This window comes from Azospirillum sp. A29 (assembly GCF_042604625.1).
Taxonomy (GTDB): Bacteria; Pseudomonadota; Alphaproteobacteria; order Azospirillales; family Azospirillaceae; genus Azospirillum; species Azospirillum palustre.
Window position 1 is genome coordinate 204,970 of sequence record NZ_CP170462.1, and the last position, 19,056, is coordinate 224,025.

Consider the following 19,056-nt stretch of genomic DNA (forward strand, 5'->3'; position numbering starts at 1 on the left):
AAATGCCGTGGCGACCAAACTTCGAATTGGCTGCGGCTGCTGGGTGGGGAACAAGCGCGGCCCTATGCCTGACCGTTGGGGCTGCTTCCGGTCTTCCGCTCTCGCCTTTCCTGTGGATGGCGGCGCTCGGCGGAGGCATGGGCGTGCGCCGTGCCCATCAGGCGTGGCGGCATCACCAAAGGAAATCTCGCCTGGCCGGGAAGCGTCTCAAGTTCGCGTCTATCAAGGAGCTTCAGGCGCATATGAAAGACGGAGCCATCTGGTTGGGGAACGGCTTCGAATGGGATCAGCCGCATACGCAACTGTGCTACGAGATCCTCAAGCGCGACAAATCGAAGATCTTGCCGAAGGTCGAGCAGATGGGGGCGCCGTGGATTCACGGAGTTTCTATGAGCGAAGTAGACCTGCAGCTTCCGATCAACGATACAAAGGGCCACCTGCTTGTCGTTGGAACGACAGGATCGGGCAAGACCCGTCTATTTGACTTGCTGGTCACCCAAGCCATCTTGCGCGGTGAATCGGTCATCATCATCGACCCGAAGGGTGATCGGGAGCTGCGCGAGAACGCGCAACGGGCCTGCGCGGCATTGGGGAAGCCGGAGAAATTTGTCTGGTTCCATCCGGGCTTTCCCGAAAAAAGCGCTCGCATCGACCCGATGAAGAACTTTTCGCGCGCCACCGAGCTGGCGAGCCGCATCGCCAACCTGCTGCCCGGCGAGGGGCCGGCGGACCCCTTCAAGTCCTATGCGCAAATGGCGCTCAACAATGTCGTCCAAGGGCTGGTGCTTACCGGGCGCCAGCCGAACCTTGTCAATATCCGGTCTCACCTGGAAGGTGGTCTGGACGATCTGGTCATCAGATCCGTTTCGATCTGGTGCGAGAAGCAGGTCGAGATGTGGGAGGATGAGGCAAAGCCGTTCCTGACCAACGCGAAAGGCAAGGACGGCAAGGCCCTCGCATTAATCAGATATTATCGCGAAAAAGTCCACCACCGTGCGCCGAATACAGACCTTGAAGGCCTGCTCAGCATGTTTGAGCACGATAGAACGCACTTTGGCAAAATGATTGCGTCTCTCCTTCCTTTGCTCGGGCAACTCACATCCGGCCACATGGGCGGGTTGCTTTCGCCAAACCGCAACAATGATTTTGATGAGCGTCCAATTCTAGATATGGCGAGCGTCATCAACCTGGGACAAGTCTGCTACATCGGCTTGGATAGCTTGACCGACGCGATGGTGGGCTCGGCAATCGGGTCGATCTTGCTCGCCGACCTCGCCAGTGTCGCCGGCGACCGCTACAACTACGGCGTCAACAACACTCCGGTGAACATCTTTGTCGATGAAGCGGCCGAGGTGGTCAACGACCCGCTCATTCAGATCCTGAACAAGGGCCGCGGTGCCGAACTCCGGCTGCTCATCGCCACGCAGACCTTTGCTGACTTTGTGACACGGCTGGGCTCCGAACCCAAGGCCCGCCAGGTGCTCGGCAACGTGAACAACCTAATCTCCCTGCGCGTCACCGACAACGAAACCCAGACCTACATCACCGATGGTCTGCCCACAGTCCGGGTGAAATACGTCATGACCACACAAGGGTCATCGATCGGAACCGGCGGTCACGAGACCATGCAGTTTGGCGGCAACGCTGGCGAACGCCTTATGGAGGAGGAAGCGGAGTTATTCACCCCGGCTCTGCTGGGGCAGCTCCCGAACCTGGAATTCGTCGCCAAAGTCTCAGGCGGACGCCTGCTCAAGGGCCGCCTACCAATTCTCAAGGAGTAGCTGGCGCGATGATTGCCATGGAAAGCGCCATGACGATCGGGCTGACATGCCCGTCATCCGATGATCCATGCGAGATGCTTCGTACCTTTCGCGCTGACCGCAAGCGCATCATGGCCGTCATTCGGCGGCTTGAGATGGATTGGCCTTGCTGCGCGGAGATACAGCGGCGGATGGCCGAGTACATCACGGACGCCTTTACGGCGCCCCCGCTCAAGCGGGGCGGCGCGCCGCTGCCGTTGCTGCACCGTGCTCTGGACAGGGCCTACGACGCCTACGACGCGGCCATGCTCCAGCGCGACGACCTGCGCCTTCTCGCCTTCACCGAAGCGGCGTTTTCAGAGGTGGGGCGGGTACTCGCCGGGATCACTGTGACAGACAGCAGCGAGCGAACGTGGGCGCCCGGCCGGGGGGCTCCGATGCTGCTCTGGTTCGGCTCGGCGCACCGCGACGTGGCGCGGTACACCCTGCGCTCCGGCGACCGTACCCAAACAGCGGCGCAGATCACCGCGGCCGTTGCTGACTTCGCCCTAACGGCAACACACCGCGACATCCTGAAGGAGGCCAGCCATGGCGGCTGAGTCACAAAACAGCACCTGGGCACGCTGGCTCCTCTGGCTTATCCTCGGCGAGTTCGTGATGATCGCTGTGCTGACACCTATGCTGGGGCGGGACGCTCTGGACTGGCTAACGCGCGTGGAGCGGCAGTGGTCCCTCGCCGAACTTGGCCTTAACGCGACGCTGTGGATCGAGAAAAGCGGTTTCGGTGCCTATGCGACGATCTTCCGTGACACCGGGGTCGAGCGAAACGTTTACGAGTTCTTCCTGCCGACCCAGGACAAGATCGTGGAGAGCCGCGGCCTGGAAGCGCTTGGGGCAAATCTCTACTTCCCCATGGTCAAGGCCGGACTGGATGCGGTATTCGGATCGTTGCAGCGGCTGTTCGTGCGGCTGGCGGCCGTGGTGCTATGGCTTCCCGTGGTGCCGCTGTTCCTAGTTCCGGCGGTCCTAGACGGGATGATGAACTGGCGGCGCAAGCAGTACACGTTCGATTACCCCTCGCCGCTGGTGCACGGCTATGCGGCTGCGACGGCAAAGTGGCTGCTTGTCGGCCTGCCCATGGCGCTTCTCCTGCCGGTGCCGATCCCGCCTCTGCTGGCACCGTTCTTCTTCATCGCTGTGAGCCTTTTGCTGATGCTGGTGGCGTCCCACACGATGAAGCGCATCTGACCGCCCCCGGCTCCCGCAGTCGGCGCAATGGTGTAGAGCGGCTGGGCCGGAGCATGTCTCCGGCCCTCTGTCATTGGAGCAGCCGCCAGTCGTCGTCGAACATGGACGAGGTAGAAGCCCGTGCTTTCGGAGCACGTCCGTCCGTTCCGCGCAACTGAGAAAAGCGACGTTTTCCAGCGTCTTTCAACGGCGCGGAGCCGAACCGAAAACGGGCATAAATGTGCCAGACGTGCAAGGGGATTGGCGCATGGATCCGGTACAGCTTCCGAGACAGATTGACGAGCCGCCCACGGTTCTCCTGTGGAATACCGATGAGCTGGCGCCCATCGTGCTCCTCCACGTCATCGGTATTTTCACCGGAAACGTGCTGATCATGACCGCGCTCGGCTTCGCCGCCTCGTCTCTCTACAAGAGATTCCGTGACGGGCACCCGGACGGTTACTTGCAGCACCTGCTCTATTGGATCGGGCTGATGCCCACGAGCGCGCGGACAATCCGCAATCCGTTCGCCGATCACTATAAGCCTTGAGCCGGGACACGCACAGATGCACTTGAAGGATTTTCTGGCTTCCTGGCAGGGGTCCAGAGCTGAGAACAGGTTTCAGAGGGCAGCCAACCTCGGCCTTCTCGGCGTTACCCTCCTGCTGGCCATCAACGCCATCGCCAAAGACAAGACCGTGGTGATCGCGCCGCCGGAACTGACCAAGGCGGTCGAGGTGTCGCGGTCGTCGGCCAATCAGGACTATCTGGAGGCTTGGTCGTGGTCGACGTCCATGCTGCTCGGCAACATCACACCAGCGAATGCGGATTTCGTGCGTAAGGGTCTGGAGCCGCTGCTGGCGCCAGACATCTTCCACGGTGTTATGAAGTCCGTCGAGAACACCATCGCCGAAATCAAGCACAACCGCATCACCGCACGGTTCGATCCTCGCAAGATCATCTATGAGCGGGAGACGAGCAAATATTTCGTCACCGGTTATCGCGTCGTAACGGGGCCCTCTGCCGATGAGAAGCGCGAGGAAGCGACCTACGAGTACACTTGGACCGTACGGAACTTCCGGCCGCAAATCACCTCGGTCACGAACTACGAGGGAGCCGCGCAGACCTCCGCAGAGAGAGAGCGCCGGCAGCAAATTCAGGAGCGCGCCCAGCGGATCGAAGATCTGAAGGCTCGCAAGAACCAGGAGAACAAGCCGTGAAGCGGGTCCAGCCCATCATCCTGGCCAGCGTGAGCGCCTTCGCCGTTCTCGTCGGACACCAGATCGCGCAGGCGCAAACTTCGGAGCTGCCGGTGGCGCCGCTGAGCGAGATTGAGGCCGCCTACAACAACTCCAAGGCCGCCGCTCCGGCGTCCGATTTGGAGACCCTGCAAAAGGCTATCCAGGAGGAGATTGACGCGCGGGGCGGAAAGCCCAACGTAGCGGTGCCCTCTCAAGCGCCCAAAGGTACTGCACCGGCAACTCCGGTCGCCACGACCCCACCGCGATCCACAACACCGACCACTCCCGCTACGACGCAGGCAGTGGTTCGGTCCGGCACCGCAGCGGCTCCGAAGGTTGAAAGCGCGGTGGAGCTTCCGGCCGTGCCCTCCAGTGTCGTTGCTCCAGGCGCGGCTCCACCGCCCGAAGACCTGGCAGCGATGACCCAGCCTGCCGTCATCACCATCCGGCCTGGCACCACAGAGCTGTTGGCGGTGGCCGAGGGGCACGCCAACCGCATCGTAACGCCGTTTGCCGAACCGGCGGTCATGACGACAAGCGATGCCAAGTTCAAGGTTTCCGGAAACGTCGTCTACGTGTCCACCACCTCGCCGGCGACCATCTTCATCACGCCGAAGGGAGATGAATCGGTGGCGATTCCGCTCGCCCTTGTACCCCGGCGTGTTCCTCCGCGCGAAATTCAGCTGCAGTTGCCTCGCGGCGGAGTCTGGAATGCCTCGTTTGCCGCCGGCGGGGCTGCGACGGCTGGCGCTGCTGGCGTTGCTGGCAACAAGAAGGCGCAGAACTGGGAGGAAAGCCAGCCGTACGTCGAAACGATCCGGTCGATCATGCGCGATATCGCACTCGGCACCGTGCCCAGCGGCTATCAGATGCGCGATATGGAGCGTGGCGAGACACCGGTCGGGTGCACCGGGCCGGCCGGTATCACGTTCCAGTTCGGTGGCGGTCAGGTGATGGAGGGGTCACACCTGCAGGTCGTCATCGGCGTTGTCTCCAACCAGTCAGGATCGTCCGTCGAGCTGGCCGAGCCCTGGTGCGCCGGACCGAACGTCGCGGCGGTCGCATATTGGCCGAACAACGTTCTCGCTGCCGGTCAGTCTACTGAGGTCTTCGTGATCCGTCGCCCAGCGCTGCCGTCGGACACCGACGCGCGTCGGCCGTCGCTGCTGACACGAGCGGGAGCGGTCCGGTGAGCCTATTGAACATCAATGAGCACTGGCGGAACGCGAACCCAACGCTCCGTCGAGTGGTGACCGTCGGTGCGATCGCGGCCTGCTTGATCACGCTAGTCGCGATTTTCCAGCCCGGCGATAGAGTCCGTGCCTCGCGCAAGGATCCGAACGCGATCCAAGAGAATGTCCTGCTCGACAAAAACACGCGGCAGGTGACGCTCGACAGCATGGCAGCGCGAATTGAGAACCTGGAAACTAGCCTGGAGAAGAAGGAACAGAAGATCGAGCGCCTGGAGGAGGACCTGAAACGCAAGCAGCGCGAACCGGTGGCTCCCAGCGATCCTGATCGATCTGCGTCGGAAATGCAGCTTCAGGAATTGCAGAAGCGTGTGGGGGACCTTCAGCAAAAGCTTGCGGATCAGGAGAAAGGCACTGCGCCGGCGCAGGGAGGTCGCTCGCCTATTGGCCGTGCGCCTACCGAAATGGCGCAGCGTCCAGGACCGACGCCCGCCGCTGTTCGCCCGCCGACCGCACCGCCGAGCTCGGCAGAGATGTACGAGAAGAGCGGCCAGCCCTCAGGGCAGGGGCAATCGGATGGAGGCAAGGTCGAGCGTACCAACGCCCCTGCATCCGGGTCACAGGCTGCCGACGAGATCCGCGTGGTGGTTGAGGAGGTTCCAGAGACCCCGGTGGACGAGATGCAGGAAGAAACTGCGCAGAATTATCTCCCGTCCGGCTCCATTTTCTCCGGCACCCTCATCACCGGCATGGATGCCCCCACGGGCAACAGTGCGCGGAAGGAGCCGTTTCCTGCCCTCTTGCGCATCAAGCATGACGCCATCCTGCCGAACCGCTGGAAGGCGGACGTGAAGGAGTGCTTCCTGCTCGCTGCAGGCTTCGGCGATCTGTCATCTGAACGCGCGTACCTGCGGGGAGAGACGATCAGCTGCGTCACCAAGCAAGGGAAGGTGCTGGAAGCAAATTTCCCCGCCTATGCAGTTGGCGAAGACGGTAAGGCGGGCATCCGCGGGCGTTTGGTGAGCAAGCAGGGGCAGGTTATCGGCCGCGCGCTAATGGCTGGTTTTCTCGATGGCGTGAGCAAAGCGTTCGATGTGAAGCCGGTCCCAGTCTTGGCAACCAGCAACACGGGCAAGACGCAGTATGCCGACGTGTTCGCCGGTGAGCAGTCGCTGCGGTCCGCTGCTTTCGGCGGCGCATCGTCCGCGCTCGACAAAATCGCGCAGTTCTATCTCGACATGGCGTCCAACATCTTTCCCATTATCGAGGTGGATGCAGGCCGCAAGATCGATCTCATCGCAACGCGTGGCATCAGCTTGACCTTCAAGAAAAAGGGCAAGGAGCAAGCGCTCCAGGACATGCGGTTGCCGGGCCAAGGCCAACAAGGCTCCAACGCCGGGGGCGGGCATTCCGGGCTCCTGGGATCAATGTTCGGCTTTGGGGGCAACGGTGCCGGCGGCATGGCCGGTAATGGGCCACGCTGATGTTTGAGAAAGACGTTGAAAGTCGCTGTCTTTCGGCGGCGCGAAAAAAATCAGAACCCGGCAAACTGCCTCCGACACAAGGTTGCGAGAAATGAGCCTAAATTCCTCGAAGGTCATGGCCTGCCTGGCGCCGCTCCTCCTGGGCGCGTGCTCCAACCTCGGGATCGGGGCTGGCGACTACAGCTGCTCGGGAATGCCGCAAGGGGTCTCCTGCAAGAGCGCCCGCGAGGTCTATGAGCTGACAAACACCCGCGACGCGGTCAACGGTTTGACGCTGAGCCAGGAGACCCAGCGCAACACCGAAGGTGCGGCGGAGACCGGGCTGGTTCAAACCATGCGTAAAGCGGCAGCGTCCGATCCCTCGGCACTCGGCGGTTCCCCGGTCGGGTACGGCGCGACGCCCGTGGCTTACACCGACGATGGCCGTGTGCCGATCCGCACACCCGCTGTCGTCATGCGTGTTTGGATTGCCCCGTATCAGGACACCAAGGGGGATCTGCATATGCCGGGCCTCGTCTTCAGCGAGGTCGAGCCGCGCAAGTGGCAGGTCGGTCTGCCCGACGCGGCGTCTGGTTCCCCGACGGCCTTCCGGCCCCTTGAAGCGACTGCTCCCAAGGCGAAGCCGCCGGCCAACGATAGCGCCCCGGTCCGGCCGGTAAAAGCTGCGGACAAGTCGGAGCACGTTTCCTCAATCCCCGTAAAGCAAGGGAAGTAGCAAGACCATGAAGCACCGCATTCACCCCAACACCCAGGTCGCGCTGGCGCTCGCGCTGATCGTCGCCTTTACCGCGGGCGATGTGTTCGCTGGCACAGGCGGCACGGCTTTCGACGACATCTGGCTGACGCTGACCGATTGGACCCAAGGAACGCTCGGCCGCATCATTGCCGGCTCCATGGTCGTCGTCGGCTTGGTCGGCGGCGTCGCTCGCCAGAGCCTTATGCCGCTGGGCCTTGGAGTTGGCTCAGGCATGGGACTTTACAACACCCCTACCGTGATCGATTCGATTATGACCGGTACTTTGCCCGTGCAGGTCTCGGAAGTGATCGCGACCACTCCGGTGCTTCCCATCTGAGACATCCCGCACGCAGGGCGGCACGGACAACAAGGGCGCTTCCACAGTGGAAGCGCCCTTTTTCTATGTTCGGCCGGAGCCCCTCCGGTGCAGTCGGAGGCTTGGGCGACGTACGGCGATCCTGCCGAAAGATGATGGTTTTGGATGCCTTTCGACGGCGCGAAGGAAGGCTGCGTTGTGGAACTCTCCAGGCTGCGCGTAACCGGCTCCGGTCGGCGGGTTCGCGCCGTGCTGGAGAGGGTCTATGAGAAAAGTCACCGCGGCCCTGCTGCTCTCGATCATTGCCATGCCGCTCGCCTCCTGGGCGCAGAGTGGCCCTTCGCTTGAGCTGCGGGTGAAGAATGCCGGCGAGGCGACGGGGCCGGAAGGAGCGACGTATCCGAGCGTTGTCAGCCCTGCCGCGTCGCGGCCAGACGCAGTGGTGAGCGGCAGCGCCGTCACCATCACAGACTTTCGTGATCTGGTGCTCTCGGTCAATGGGGCGCCGGCGGCGGCAACCAGCGTCACGTTGCAGAACGGTGGGAGCAATGCCGGGCGGGCCGAGGCGCTGGGGCTCTACATGGACAAGCCGCTCACTGCCACGATAAGCGCCGGGACGGAACACTTCACGATCACCGGCGACAATTGCTCCGGCGCCCTGCTCGGGCCGCCGGGTGACGCGGGAAGCACCTGCCAGGTTACCGTCCAGCCACGCGCCAGCTGGTTCGGTCCATTGTCCGGGACTCTGCGCCTGAGCACCGGCGGCTACACGATGGACGTGCCGCTGTCGGGCACGGCGCGGCATTTCGATCTGCCCAACCTGACGATCACGGCCGTCGCGGGCGCACCCGCGTCGCTGAACGTCGCCGGCCAGACAGAAGGCGAATGGCGCGTGTCGGCCCCGGCCACGTTCCGGATCACCAACACGTCCACCGAAGAGCCCACAGACATGCTCGTGGCCCTGTTCGGTGGAGACAAGCCGGGCAGCTTCGAGTTCGTCAGCAACGCGTGCTCTGGGCAGTCTCTCGGGGCAGGCGCGTCCTGCGATATCACGGTCCGAGCACGCGCCGATCGCAATGGCAGCTACGCCGGTACGCTCCTTCTCGCGAACCACAACCAGCCCAGTGTTGCGCTCGCAGGAACAGCTACGGGCTTCTTGCCGGTGGAGTGGAAGACCGCTGCATGGGGGGCGTGTGACAACGCCTGCGGCACGTCCAGCCGGTCACGGTCGGTATGGTGTGAGCGCTCTGACGGCGTGACCGTCGCCGACAGCTTCTGCGGGGCCGGGAAACCGCAGATGGTTGAAGCATGCACCAGCTACGCCACCTGCACCTACGCTTGGCGGAGCGGCGACTGGGGGGCCTGTGCCAATGCCTGCGGAGGCTCCAGCCAGAGCCGCGCGGTCTGGTGTGAGCGCTCAGACGGAACCTCGGTCGATGGCAGCAACTGCGGTTCGGCCAGCCGGCCAAACGACTCTCAGAGCTGCACCAATTATTCAGGCTGTTCGTACTCCTGGGTGGCGGACGGCTGGGGTGGTTGCTCTGCCTCGTGCGGCGGCGGCAGCCAGTCGCGGTCGGTCTGGTGCCGACGCTCCGACGGTGCGTCGGTCGATGGCGGCAACTGCGGCTGGGGCAGCCGGCCAAACGACTCTCAGAGCTGCAACACGCATGGATGCTGTGTTGGAAATGTGGGCCAGGCCTGCGCCCGGTATTGGTGCCAGTCCACCTATGGAGACTCCTGCGGTAATTGGATCGCCACGCCGTCTACGTGCGAGCAGTACCGCGGCGGATGGATAACGTCCTGCTCTGAAGGGAACAGCATCTGCTGTGGCGTCAATGATGGTCGGATCCAGTGCAATGGCAGCTGCCAATAAGCGCTGCCTAGCGGTGAACTCGCGCACCTCCTACTGGGGGGCTGCGCCAACACCTGCGGCGCCCCCAACAGGCTGGCATCAACAACCTTCGCCGCGGCTTTGTCGGCTGCAACTGCTCTTGGGGTCGTGGGCCGAATGGATAGGAGAACCGAAGCTGTGCAATCGTTGACTTCCGCGAACAGGGGGAACTGGACTCAGTCCTGGCGACGGTGCATATCGCGGGCACGGTCTTGCGGCGCTCCTCTCCATGAACACGCCAACCGGCTGAGGTTCAAAGCCCTCTCCGCGGGGACGGCTATCGGCGTTATTCTGTTGATCGCCAGCGGCGTTGCAATGGCTGAGAGTTATGGCGGCACAGCGCCCCACAATGAGCATCGTGCGGGCGATGCCACGTCGTTCAAAGTGACCGGACCGGGAACCAATGTAACTGGTGATCCTGTGATCTTGACCCTCGCCAACCGCGCCGAGGGCTACAAGATCATCACCGACAATCCTCTCCCGTCTTCCTGGGTGGGTGATTACAAGCTTTCTGCAACGACGAGAGATGGGAATGGGGCGTCGGCGACCCGGGAGTGGACGATCACGTATGCTCCAGCCACCGTTCCCGTTGTGACAGCTACCGCCAACGAGATCTGGATCCCAGGGGTTCAGCACAGCTTTCGTAACGGCGCTCGCCTAAACCCGCTGACCACAGACGTCTGGAAACTCCCAAACGGGGGCACGCTTGGCGGCACGCACGAGATGCGTGTTTCAATGCACAAGGACTCAAATGTCTCGCTGGTGATCGCCGGCGTGAGGATCAATCCCGGTGATGTCGGTGTGCCGATCGGCTCCTACGATTTTACCACCGCGTCTGGAAAGCTCTCGCTGCCTATGATGGCGGCGGAGGACGGGCGGGAAGGGCAGGCGCGGCTTTGGATCACCACTGTCGCTCCGAACAGCCCTGGCGTTGATCTCCGGGTGAACACCTGGGTGCCGCATGTTGCCATGAAGGCTGAATCCTGGTCCGTGCGTCAAGCATTTGACATGGCGAAGCTCAAGGTCGAGCCGATCGCTGGAAACCGATGCGAACTGACGTCCAGCCGTTCGACCGCGCGATCCAGTGACGCACTGGCCGCTCCGAAATGCCTCGTTGAGTGGGAACCACTGCCGACGGACCTCAAGCCCGTAACCGCGCTGACGCCCATGGCGGAGGGACGCATGTGGGTCCACGGAGCGTACGACGTCGGCTACAAGATCAGCTTGATCGATCCCAGCGATGTGCAGGTGCGTGTGGCGTCTGGTACAGCGACACTCACAGTTACGCCCATCGGCAATCTTCTCGCCTACCAGCCGCAGCGTTCGTCAGACCGCGCCTACCGGCTGGTCCAGCCGTTGGAAGTGATGTTGAAGCAGTCTGCGGGGCCGTCCTGCGACACGTATTGGAGCTATGAGGGAGCAGAGTATCGTTCCTCCGATGCGGTGGTGCGCTGTGCACTGACATGGACGGCGTTGCCCAACACGCTGTCCCAGGATCAGTATTGGGTGCGCCCCTTCCTGAAGGGTTCGCTGGAGCAGGCCGGCACTCAGGAAGTGCGGTGGAAGGTCGATGTCATCACCCCGCTGGGCTCCAAGATCCCGGCTGGAGAAGGATCGTTTGCGTACAACGTGATTGAGCCTCCGGTACCGGCAATCACCGAGGACATGCTGACCGTTCTAAAAGACGGTCTCTACGCGGTCTCCCGTGACGGCGGCTACGCAGGCAACTCCGTGATCAAAGGAGCTAACGCAGTCTACCGTGTCTCGGTCGCGCGCGGAGGAGAGGTGATCGAGGATGGTGAGTTCGACGCCTCCCCTTGGGGAGAAATGAGGGAGATACAGCGGCGCCTGAACGCGGTAGAGGCGGAGCTGTGGAGCCGCACACCCTGGACTGTGAAGGCCCGCTATTCGCAGATGCCCGAAAACAAGTCCGAACGGACGTTCGAACTGCTTGCTGTTCCTAATGCCAACATCAAGCCCGTAGTTACGGTGCCGACAACGTTCATGTTGGACACCCAGGACCTGCCGGTCGCGGTGGGCATTCGGGACGTCTACAAACAGGAGGCGGGCTACAATGCCGAGACGATGGGCGTGTGGGAGATCCGCCTCGTCAAGTACATCGACTATCAGACGACCGAGCCGCTGACCGAATTTGTCTCGGCGGACAACGGCGACGTTTCGTTCACGCTGCCGGAGGGCACCTTCGACACCGGCTACGTCCGCCTCACGGCTGAGGCGCGCGTCAAGTCGCCGGTTCCGGAATACTCGCGCACCGAATTTGCGATCCGGCCGCTGAACCTCACCGTCGTCAAGGGCGGTGCGATCGGCGCTGGCCTGACGGCACGCCGGATCACCGGTGAAGCACCGCTCACTTCCATCTTTAGTCTTGCCCTCGATCACCGCCTGGACGCCACTGCGCTGGGCACCGTGACCTGGCAGGTGAGTGCTGATGGTGGATCGACGTGGAGCGTTGTTCCGCCAATGCGGAACAACAAAATGCGCCTGTCGTACACGTTCCCGAAAGGTGAGTACGATGTGCGTGCGGTCCTCCAGAACAAGTTCTCCGGTGCGGAACACACGACAGATCCGATCCATGTCATCGCTTACGACGTGCCGCAGGGCAAGTTGGACGGCCCTGAGCACGTTTTCCTCGGCGGCAATGGTCATTACAAGCTGCTGCTCACGCACAAGGGCGAGCCGGTAACCGACGAGCAGGTCTCGGTCGAGTGGTCACTGGATGCCGGGAAATCCTTCACCCCCGGCAAGCTCGAATTCAACGTCACCCGCAACGAACCGGAGCGCATGATTCTGGTCGCCCGCGCCCGCATGCTGGATGCACCTCCCGACGACCCGTTTGCGTGGCGTGAACTGCGGCGGCGCGTCAACTTCGTGCCGGTTCGCCCGCCGATGATCCGCATCGTCGGACCGGCCCGTGTCGAGTACCCGCAGACCGGCACGTTCCGCGGCGTGATGGGCCTGCCCCACCGGAACATGGATGTGGAACTGCGTGGGTGGTGGACACTTCCCGACGGGACGCGTGTCGATGGTCCGATGCTGACCTGGGGGCCTACATCGGAGAATTTGGCGGCCGACACGGTGACCCTCACCTACCACGCTGAGATTGTCGGGTTCGACGGTACCTTGGGCAGCGAAGACAAGCGCGTGAGGGTTTGGGAATACGTCTGGCCGGAGTTCAGCCTGGAGCCGACCAGAAGCTCGCAGTATGCGCCGGCGGATGTGACGGTGCGCCTGCGCCAGATCGGGCGGCCCATGCAGCTCGACAACCCGACCTACAACTGGTCCCTGCCACCGGCCGCCACATTGCTCGAGGACGCCAACCAGACGATGCGCGTTGTCCGAACCGAGACGCCAGGGGCCTATCCGTTTTCCGCGTCCGTTTCCGACACTCGCGGCCATTCGTCGACGGTGAACACGACGGTGAACATGCTTGCCGCACCGAACTACAACATGACGCTCGCCGTGTCCCCGTCCAACCCGTACTACCGAGCCCCTCTGGATCTAACGGTCAAGCCTTCGATCACGGGGGGCCATCCAAGCGACCGCATCACATCACTCGCATACTATCTGAACGGAGCGCCCACCGGGACCACAGGGTCCTATTCGAAGATGACCCTGGGCGAGGGCACACACACGGTGGAGGCGCGAGCGAAGACGCTGATGGGATGGAGCTTTGGGGCTTCGCAGACCGTCACCGTGGCGGCCAATACGCCCCCTCGCTGCACCGCCACCCTGCGGGAGTGGACGAGTGGCTGGATTTACTACGCCGATTGCCGCGACGACGATGGGCGTGTCGTAGGCTACCGCTGGACGCTCGATGGCGAACCGGTTGCCTTCAACTCGAACCGGATCTCGGTATCGAAGCTGTCCCGCAGCGATACCCCGGTTGTAACGCTGCGGGGGGTTGATGACTCCGGTGCGGAGTCACCTGAGGTGACGGCTGGGACCGAGGCCGAACCGGCGGAGGTTCCCCCGGCAACACCATAGCGCCGCCCCCAAGCAGTAAGGATGTGAGGCAAAGGTCCGGTTTATGGCGCCGGGCCTTTAGGCCTCTCGGGCAATCATCTGCGCATGTTGTCAAGTCTGGGCACGCCTGAGAAAGACGCTGATTTCACGCGTCTTTCGACGGCGCGAAGAAACCGCCGAAATGAGTAGCCTCCGAGCCAGAATTTCTCTGCACTTGGAGGATTACCGTGCGCGTCGCACTCGGACTTTCGGTCGCTCTTCTGGCCCTGTCCTGCAGCTTGGGACCGGCCTCGGCCGAGACCGAGGCGCAGATCAACCGCAACGCCTTGACGGCCGGGATCACGGCAATGGAAAAGCTCCCCTCCGGCGGCTTTACCGCTGTTGAAGGCGAGGGCTTTCCCGGGATGGCCTTTATCTCCGACAATGGCCGCTATGTGCTGCGCGGTGAGCTTTACGACACTTGGACTGGAAAGCGGGTGAACAACCTGGCCGACCTCCGCGACAACGCGAGCCGCGTCCATCTCTCCAAACTGGGTGTAACGCCGGCTGAGTTGGGCGCATTCCGCTACGGCACCGGCGCGAAGGAAGTGACGATCTTCGTCGACCCCAAGTGCCCCTACTGCCACGGCATCTTGCAGCAGATGCCCGCGCTGGCAGGCAAGTACACATTCCAGGTCATCGTCGTTCCCGTCCTCGGCCAGGAAAGCGAGCGGCTGACGCGGATGGTGTCCTGCGCGACCGATCCGGCCGCGGCGCTTGCATCGCTCATGGCCGGGCCAATACGCGACAGCCTGCCGCAGAACGAAAACTGCAACCTGCTGCCCATCCAGAAGCGACTGGTGACGGCGCAGCTTGTCGGTGTGAAGGGTGTTCCCTTCATGATCGCGCCGGACGGCCGCACCAAGGGTGGGCTTCCTCAGGACCTCGACAGCTGGCTGGAGGGCCGGATCTGATGCCCCTGAACCAACGCTACAAGTCCGATCGGTGCGGCGAGCTGCTGATGCCGCTCGCCTACGAGCCTGACAGCGAGATCTTCTACTGCGCGGACCAAACCATCGGCTTTGGGTTCATGTGCCGACCGCTAACCTCTGGTGATCCTAAGGCGGCCGAACGTCTCAACGTGATGCTAAAGGATGCGTGGCCGACCGATACCATCCTCCAGTTCATTCTGCTTGGTTCGCAGAACATTCAACCGCCCTTGTTCCACATGCGCCAACTCCGGGCCGGGCAGGAAGACCCGCTGCTGCTGGAGACGGTGGAGCAACGTGCGAAGTTCCTGACGGCCGGCGTCAATGACCCTGTGGAGAAGCGCAGCGGCCTCCGTGTTCGTGACATCCAGCTTCTCGTCACGGTTAAGCTCCCGCTCTCCGGCAATGAACCCACCCAAGCGGAGTTAGACCGGGCCAGCGAGCAGAAAGTCACGGTGCAGAAGAGCCTTGAGTCGGTGGGGCTCGCCCCGATCCCCCTTACGTCGCAAGCATGGCTGGACGTGATGGTTCCGCTCATCAACCAGGGCAAGGACGCCTCCTGGCGCCTCGATGGAACCAGCGAAATCGAAACGGACAAGCTGCTGCGCGATCAGGTGTTCGATTACCAGACCGACCTGAAGGTGAACGCAAAGGGCTTGTCGCTCGGCGAAACCCGCGTTCGCACGCTGTCGATTAAGCGTTTCCCGCAGCGCATCTATTTCGGACAGGCGGCGAACTTCATCGGAGACATGTGGGAAGGGATCCGCGGCATTCGCGTTCCCTTCATGATCAGCGCCAGCCTTCATTATCCGGATCCGCAGAAGGCCAAGGCAGGTCTTTCAACGAAGCGGCAATGGGCGACCAACCAAGCGATCGGTCGTATGCGCATATTCGTGCCGAAGCTGGCGCAGAGGAAGGACGACTTCGACGTTCTCTTCGAGGCCCTGGACGACGGTGACAGAACCTGCCGCCTCAGCCTCTCCATGACCCTGTTCGCTGACGATGACGATGCCGCCACGGGCGCCGTGTCGAGCGCTCAGGCCTATTGGGGCGAGATGGGCTATAACCTGCTGCCCGACAAGTTCTTCTGCCTCCCGATCTTTCTGAACGCTCTGCCATTCGGTGCGGAGAAGAAGGCAATCAAAGAGCTGTTTCGCTACAAAACCATGGCTACGCGTCAGGCCGTGCCGCTATTGCCAGTGTTCGGTGATTGGCGGGGCACGGGCACGCCGGTTCTCAACCTCATCAGCCGCAACGGTCAATTGATGTCGCTGTCCTTGTACGACAGCACGTCCAACTTCAACACCACGATCGCCGCGCAGAGCGGCTCCGGTAAATCGTTTCTGACCAACGAACTCATCTCGTCAACACTTTCCATGGGTGGGCGCGTGTGGGTGATTGACGTTGGCCGGTCATATGAAAAACTGTGCGAACTGCTCGATGGTGATTTCATTCACTTCGGGAAGGGCACTGCAATCTGCTTGAATCCGTTCGAACTGATTCAAGCAATGGAGGACGGCGAAGACTTCGAGGATCAGGAGGACGTCCTCGTCGGTCTTCTCGCCGCCATGGCTGCTCCGACCGAAGGCCTCAGCGATTTGCAGACCCAGGAAATGAAACGGGCACTGCATGAAACGTGGGAAGCCAAAGGGAACCAGATGGTCGTGGATGACCTGATCGAGTGGTTCCTGCGAGAAGGAGAGGCCCGCGAAGACAATCGCATCAGCGATCTCGGGCATCAGCTTTACAGCTTCTCCAAAAGCGGTCAGTACGGAAAATACTTCAACGGCAAGAACAACGTCGCGTTCAACAATCGGTTTACCGTGCTGGAACTCGAAGAGTTGAAGGGGCGCAAGCACCTCCAGCAAGTCGTCCTGTTGCAGCTGATTTACCAAATCCAGCAGGAAATGTATCTCGGCGAACGCGATCGTCCGAAGCTCGTAATCATTGATGAGGCTTGGGATTTGCTCATGCAGGGCGACGTTGCCAAGTTCATCGAGCATGGCTACCGGCGGTTCCGCAAATACGGCGGCGCGGCCGTGACCATCACCCAAGGTGTCGGCGATCTCTACGCAGCACCGACCGGCCGAGCCATCGTCGAGAACAGCGCGAACATGTACCTGCTGGGTCAGAAGCCCGAGGCCATCGATGCGCTGAAGAAGGAGAGCCGGCTGCCGCTCACCGAGGGAGGCTATGAGCTGCTCAAGACCGTCCATACGGTTCCGGGCGAATACTCGGAGATCTTTGCAATCACGTCGCACGGATGCGGCATCGGGCGGCTCATCGTCGATCCATTCCGCCAGCTGATCTACTCGACCATGGCCGAGGAGGTGAACGCCATCAAGCGGCTGACCGCGCAGGGCGTTGCTGTTCGGGATGCCGTTTACATGCTCATCGAGGAGAGAAATGGTGGAAAACGCCGCTCTGCCGCCTGACGCACAGGCCGCCCCCAGCACAGCCTCTGACGAAGTGGCAGCTCCATCCTCGGCGAAGCGCCAGAACGCGGGCCGCAAGCCGGACGTTCTCGACGGTGTGCTCCGCTTCGTGCTTACCGTGGTGGTGAGCGTCGGTGTCGCCTACCTCGGGATGGGGCATCGGGTGGCGCTTCTAGAAGCGGAGGTCGCAGCCCGTCCGCCTGTAATCGTCGTCGACTTCACGAAAATGGCGACGGCGCTGAACGGGCAGCCGGCCGATGCAATCGCAATCGCGATGGGTCGGGTCCGGGGTGACATTCGCCGGCTTCAGGAGGATGGGTACATCGTGCTGGATGGCCAGTCGGTGCTCGCAGCCCCGGACGGGGCGATGATGATGCCAGCTGCCGCTAAGCCGGTCTCGCCACCGGCACCGCAAGCAGGCGGCCAGGAGAAGAGGGAGTGACAGGCGCCGCCGCACCCCGGCGGGAACCGTGGGGCCGCTTTGCCTTGAAGGCAGGAGCGCTGCTGGTGGCGCTCTACGCCGCCGGCGCCTATGTGACCGACCGGTACCGTATCGGAATCGACCCGCAAATCTCCCGGTGCCTGCCGGACACCCGGGTGGTGCTGATCGATCGCTGGGACAAGAACATTGAGCGCGGGCAACTCGTGGCCTTCGCGGCGAATGGGCTCACGCCCTACTTCAAGAACGGCACGACGATGGTCAAAGTGGCTGACGGTGTGCCTGGCGATCACGTCGCCGTCGGCGAGGCGGCCGTCACCGTTAACGGAGCCAAAGTGGGCGAGGGGCTGGCCCTTGCACGCACCCTAGGCCGGCAGGCAGGTGACTTCGCTCGTGAGCTGGTGGTGTCGCCTGGAGCAATCTGGGTGATGGGCCGGACTATCGACTCTTTCGATAGCCGGTATTGGGGTGAGCTGCCTGTCGCCCAGATCGTGGGACGGGCTTACCGCCTCTTCTGACCCGCCGTCCAAGGAGGTCCCATATGCTCGCGCTTCTTCGGCGTCTTACTACGACGGCGGCTCCGGTGCGCGGAGAACCGCTGGCGAGCCCTACTCACGGCCCAAGTGCTCCTTTTCCCGCCGATCCGCCGACGGATGCGCATCATCGAACCGACCGATGCGCCGTGACCGTGTGTGTCCGTCCGATGACCGGCGCTGCCTTTGCTGACGACATCGCGGCCTGCTTACCGGCGCCAGATGGACTTGTGCTGCTTCTGGCTGATGGCGCCGGTGCTCGTGGGTGCCGGGCTCCGCGCCTTCTGCTAGGGACGGTCCAGAGAGCGGTGAAAGCCATGGAGACGCCTCCTACCGGGCATGACCTTGCGGCAATTCTCGTCGCCGCTGACGCTGCCCTGCACAAGGCTGACGATGGGAGCACGACGGCCATTCTCGGCTACCTTGGCGGAGGTCGGCTGACCTTTGTGAGGGTAGGGGATTCAGAAGCGTGGTCGAGAGATGAGGACGGCCCGGTTGAGATTTCAGGGGGCGAGCGGAACCAGAGGGTAGGCGCCGGAATCACCGATCCCTCTCCTTGCGTGATTGGTGCCAGCACCGATCCGATTGTGATCGGCTCGGATGGGCTCTGGCGCTACCTCTGGCCGGAAAACGCTTTGGCGCTCCTGAAGCTGTCACAGGGCCGGAGCCCTGCAGCCGCGCTGGCATCTGCGGTTCAGAGCCGGTGGGGCCAGTTCACCGACGATCTGTCGGTTATCGTCATCCTGTCATCACCATAGCGGGCGCTGCTGAAAGGCGACGATTTCCAGCGTCTTTCGGCGGCGCGGATCGATTGCGGATAGCGGTAGTCTTGGGGGCCTTGGACGGGAACCC

16 protein-coding genes are annotated in these 19,056 nt (G+C 62.5%); all 16 read left to right on the plus strand.

Translation table 11 applies throughout. The annotated features are described in order from the left end of the window. Nucleotides 1–2: 2 nt before the first annotated feature. Entirely contained in the window at nucleotides 3–1,781 is a 1,779-nt protein-coding gene (traD, locus tag ABNQ38_RS08275) for a conjugative transfer system coupling protein TraD (RefSeq protein ID WP_377806745.1), read from the plus strand. A gap of 8 nt (nucleotides 1,782–1,789) precedes the next feature. Continuing rightward, on the plus strand, nucleotides 1,790–2,359 hold the full coding sequence (locus tag ABNQ38_RS08280) for a hypothetical protein (protein WP_377806649.1): 570 nt from the start codon (nucleotides 1,790–1,792) through the stop codon (nucleotides 2,357–2,359). Beyond that, entirely contained in the window at nucleotides 2,349–3,008 is a 660-nt protein-coding gene (locus ABNQ38_RS08285; RefSeq protein ID WP_377806650.1) for a DUF4400 domain-containing protein, read from the plus strand. Before ABNQ38_RS08280 ends, ABNQ38_RS08285 begins: the two co-directional genes overlap by 11 nt. Nucleotides 3,009–3,255: 247 nt before the next feature. Continuing rightward, nucleotides 3,256–3,537 carry a type IV conjugative transfer system protein TraL gene (gene traL, locus ABNQ38_RS08290; RefSeq protein WP_109154410.1) on the plus strand — a complete coding sequence of 94 codons (282 nt, stop codon included), beginning with the start codon at nucleotides 3,256–3,258 and terminating at the stop codon, nucleotides 3,535–3,537. Nucleotides 3,538–3,553: 16 nt separating this feature from the next. After that, nucleotides 3,554–4,207, plus strand: coding sequence for a TraE/TraK family type IV conjugative transfer system protein (locus ABNQ38_RS08295; protein ID WP_377806651.1), 654 nt, complete (start codon nucleotides 3,554–3,556; stop codon nucleotides 4,205–4,207). Next, nucleotides 4,204–5,421: a type-F conjugative transfer system secretin TraK gene (locus ABNQ38_RS08300; protein WP_377806652.1), complete on the plus strand. Its 1,218-nt coding sequence runs from the start codon at nucleotides 4,204–4,206 to the stop codon at nucleotides 5,419–5,421. The genes ABNQ38_RS08295 and ABNQ38_RS08300 overlap by 4 nt, the downstream gene beginning before the upstream one ends. Then, entirely contained in the window at nucleotides 5,418–6,902 is a 1,485-nt protein-coding gene (locus tag ABNQ38_RS08305) for a TrbI/VirB10 family protein (RefSeq protein ID WP_377806653.1), read from the plus strand. The genes ABNQ38_RS08300 and ABNQ38_RS08305 overlap by 4 nt, the downstream gene beginning before the upstream one ends. 91 nt (nucleotides 6,903–6,993) lie before the next feature. Beyond that, a complete protein-coding gene (gene traV, locus ABNQ38_RS08310) occupies nucleotides 6,994–7,617 on the plus strand; it encodes a type IV conjugative transfer system lipoprotein TraV (RefSeq protein ID WP_377806654.1) in 624 nt (207 codons plus the stop codon). Nucleotides 7,618–7,624: 7 nt separating this feature from the next. Further along, a complete protein-coding gene (traA, locus tag ABNQ38_RS08315; protein ID WP_377806656.1) occupies nucleotides 7,625–7,975 on the plus strand; it encodes a TraA family conjugative transfer protein in 351 nt (116 codons plus the stop codon). 244 nt (nucleotides 7,976–8,219) lie between these two features. After that, a complete protein-coding gene (locus ABNQ38_RS08320; protein WP_377806657.1) occupies nucleotides 8,220–9,827 on the plus strand; it encodes a thrombospondin type-1 domain-containing protein in 1,608 nt (535 codons plus the stop codon). A gap of 312 nt (nucleotides 9,828–10,139) precedes the next feature. Beyond that, nucleotides 10,140–13,850, plus strand: a complete 3,711-nt coding sequence (locus ABNQ38_RS08325; RefSeq protein ID WP_377806658.1) for a hypothetical protein — start codon at nucleotides 10,140–10,142, stop codon at nucleotides 13,848–13,850. A 206-nt stretch (nucleotides 13,851–14,056) separates the two neighbouring features. Further along, a complete protein-coding gene (locus ABNQ38_RS08330; RefSeq protein WP_377806659.1) occupies nucleotides 14,057–14,782 on the plus strand; it encodes a DsbC family protein in 726 nt (241 codons plus the stop codon). After that, nucleotides 14,782–17,232 (plus strand): type IV secretion system protein TraC, encoded by a 2,451-nt coding sequence (gene traC, locus ABNQ38_RS08335; protein WP_377806660.1) that lies wholly within the window; start codon nucleotides 14,782–14,784, stop codon nucleotides 17,230–17,232. Before ABNQ38_RS08330 ends, traC begins: the two co-directional genes overlap by 1 nt. Next, the gene (locus ABNQ38_RS08340) at nucleotides 17,204–17,674 is read left to right on the plus strand and encodes a hypothetical protein (RefSeq protein ID WP_377806661.1); all 471 of its coding nucleotides are present in this window, start codon (nucleotides 17,204–17,206) and stop codon (nucleotides 17,672–17,674) included. The genes traC and ABNQ38_RS08340 overlap by 29 nt, the downstream gene beginning before the upstream one ends. A 65-nt stretch (nucleotides 17,675–17,739) precedes the next feature. After that, a complete protein-coding gene (locus tag ABNQ38_RS08345; protein ID WP_136705941.1) occupies nucleotides 17,740–18,189 on the plus strand; it encodes a S26 family signal peptidase in 450 nt (149 codons plus the stop codon). Between the two features lie 332 nt (nucleotides 18,190–18,521). After that, on the plus strand, nucleotides 18,522–18,962 hold the full coding sequence (locus ABNQ38_RS08350; protein ID WP_377806662.1) for a hypothetical protein: 441 nt from the start codon (nucleotides 18,522–18,524) through the stop codon (nucleotides 18,960–18,962). The last annotated feature ends 94 nt before the right edge of the window (nucleotides 18,963–19,056 follow it).